The sequence below is a fragment of the Sporosarcina sp. USHLN248 genome (assembly GCF_037144575.1).
Lineage (GTDB): Bacteria > Bacillota > Bacilli > Bacillales_A > Planococcaceae > Sporosarcina > Sporosarcina contaminans.
This window is the reverse complement of the sequence record NZ_JBBCZC010000088.1, coordinates 1-2,540: the sequence shown is the minus strand read 5'-3', so window position 1 is coordinate 2,540 and position 2,540 is coordinate 1. Positions and strand designations below refer to the sequence as shown.

At 39.8% G+C, this 2,540-nt stretch carries 3 protein-coding genes; 1 reads left to right on the top strand and 2 read right to left on the bottom strand.

Annotated elements, in window-relative coordinates:
• Nucleotides 1-116 precede the first annotated feature (116 nt).
• The gene (locus tag WFH04_RS17985) at nucleotides 117-752 is read right to left on the bottom strand and encodes a glycerol-3-phosphate acyltransferase (protein WP_336825692.1); all 636 of its coding nucleotides are present in this window, start codon (nucleotides 750-752) and stop codon (nucleotides 117-119) included.
• 220 nt (nucleotides 753-972) lie between these two features.
• Here WFH04_RS17985 and WFH04_RS17980 point away from each other — a divergent pair, with 220 nt between their 5' ends.
• Nucleotides 973-1,173 (top strand): protein rep, encoded by a 201-nt coding sequence (locus WFH04_RS17980; RefSeq protein ID WP_336825690.1) that lies wholly within the window; start codon nucleotides 973-975, stop codon nucleotides 1,171-1,173.
• Between the two features lie 647 nt (nucleotides 1,174-1,820).
• Here the strand turns inward: WFH04_RS17980 and WFH04_RS17975 are convergent.
• Nucleotides 1,821-2,540, bottom strand: a 720-nt coding sequence (locus WFH04_RS17975; protein WP_336825688.1) for a transposase, incomplete at its 5' end; no start/stop codon positions are given.

Sequence of the window (2,540 nt, the reverse complement as noted above, 5' to 3'; positions counted from 1 at the left end):
TTGCCAGACAAGGCGCGAAGTCGAGCGAAGACCCGAATAGAACTTAAGGTTCATGAGGGGACGAGCGAGACGAGCAACGCAGTATGCGAGCGTTTGTCAACAAGCTGAAGCAAGAGTCACTGCTCTTGCTTTTTCTTTTTGAATGAAGCTTTAATACGCGGTTCTGTCCCTGTATGAATGCGTTTAAAGTTTTCCAAGTGTTTATAGATCGCCATGCAGAGAAGAGCGACAGCAATAATCATCGGCCAGTGCCCATTAAGATAGATTGCCAAAACGAATAAAGTGATATAAAGCATAAAAACACCGATGACAAGAATGTCGGTCAATAGCGCAACGGCAATGAACAACAAAAGCCCCGCAATGCCAAATCGCCAGTCGATGGCGAATAGCACTCCAATGACGGTAGCTGTTCCTTTACCCCCACTAAACTTCATATAGAACGGAAAATTATGGCCAAATACGACAGCAGCGCCAACTAAAAAATAGAGGAGAGCACTTTGCTCTTCATTGAAAGTTAAGTGTGCTGTCAGTAGCTTCACAACAACGACAGCAGCAATTCCTTTGCCGATATCAATCAATGCGACTAATGCGCCAAAACGTTTTCCCAACACAATCATCGCATTTGATGCACCTGCATTTTTTACGCCTGTTTCCTTCAAATTAACCCCGGAAATCCATTGGGCGACAACAGACCCATGCAAGCAACCTACTAGATATCCAAAGATTGAAATAATCGTTATCCATATAAGCATGTCAATTCCCCCAGACTGATGTGTTTTCATCATACGCTGGCGGATGGGGAAGGTTCAATATGTTTTAAGGTAAATATATTGAATATGTTTATTTTCAACGAAACTACAATCGTTTATTTGAAAAAAAGTCGATGGTAGGAGAGGCTTTTCTATGCAGCAAATGATTTCGGATTAAAATGCAATTTTTGAGGTATCTAAATATCCGGAAAAAGATACAGACGTGATCCGAGGGAATAAGATCACGGCGGAAAATATTCAGACGATCAAGGATTTGGACAAGGCATTGGCTTATAAGAGGCGGATTTCTTATAGTGGTTTGTTGAAGGAAATACATAAGGAGTTGCAGTTTGGAGATGTTGAGGACGGAGATTTGATTTACATTGATGAGGATTCGGATGAGGTGGCAAAATGGGGCTGTTGATGTGATGGCATGGAGGTTTAAGGAATTATGTTATTAGAGAAGGTAAAAACATATGAGAGTAGCTGTCTTTTCTGACGAGCTACTCTTTTTTTATTTTCCGGAACTTAAATTTAGTTCATTAATTTCTTTTTGAAATCTTTTTTCAGCGTCTTGTTTTATTTGTTCATGTTTCATTTGAATGTCATTTTGTTCATTTACAGAGATACTCTTATTCTCCTTTGGCCATTTTAGTCGAACCTGACTTGAATCATAACTTGTTAAAATTGCAGGAATAAGATAAAAAGACCAAGAGTGAAACTTGTTGCAGAGAAAAATTATGGAAACCCTCAACGGCAAATGCCTGACTGGAGCGATAGCGGAAGAAATTTAAGGAGTTCACAATTTCACTGCACCTGAACCCTCTTGGCTCAAAGGAATAAATGGATTCGCCATTGGATAAGTTTTAGCTTGTTGATAAATGCTCGCATACTAAGTTGCTTTTCTGCAAGCGTTTTTCAAGCCGAGCTGTAGATTCCTTCTCTATTACTGAAAATAAAAAGACTGTAGATAAAGTGAAAAGGTACTTTGTCTACAGTCTGGAGGCTGGGACATAACTAGCTTTAAACAATGAGAAAGGTGAATTTGAGTATGCTCAAATTCACCTTTCTCTATTTTTGCGTGTGATCCCTACTGTTGGCCGTGTATTTTCTTAAATTCACGGCCAGTAACGCAAGGCCCATTTCGTTTTCAACCTTCGATTTTCCTCGAACGGAAAATCGAGTGAAACACAAATTGGCCTTCAAGAATCCAAAAACTGGTTCTACGTCAATTTTTCTCTGACGATAGATGGAACTTGTTTTTTCTTCTGAAAGCTTCGTTCTGACATATTCTTTTTGCTGTTCCCACTTCTCGTTCACCATAAGCTTTCGATGGTTTCCTTCTTTTGCTTTCGTACACAACGAACGAAATGGGCATCCTGAACAGTCTTCGCATTCGTAAACCTTAAAATGACGCGTGAAACCAGCTTTATCTGTACGGACAGAATGATATTTAAAGAGGAGACGTTTCTCATTTGGACATATATAGACATCATTCTCTTCATCATACTGCCAGTTTGCTGTGTTGAACTTGTTCTGTTTATATTTCTTCTTTTGTTCTTTTATATACATGCCATACGTGATCAAAGCTTCCCGTTTCCGGTTCGAGAGGATGTCGTCATAATTCTGTTCACTGCCGTATCCCGCGTCTGCGACAATGTGCTTCGGTAATTCAAAATAATCCTGCTCGATTATGTCCAGGAAGGGGATTAATGTACGTGTGTCTGTTGGATTCGAAAATAAACTGTAGGCAAGGGCATATTGACCTTCAGTCGCAACTTGTACGTTATA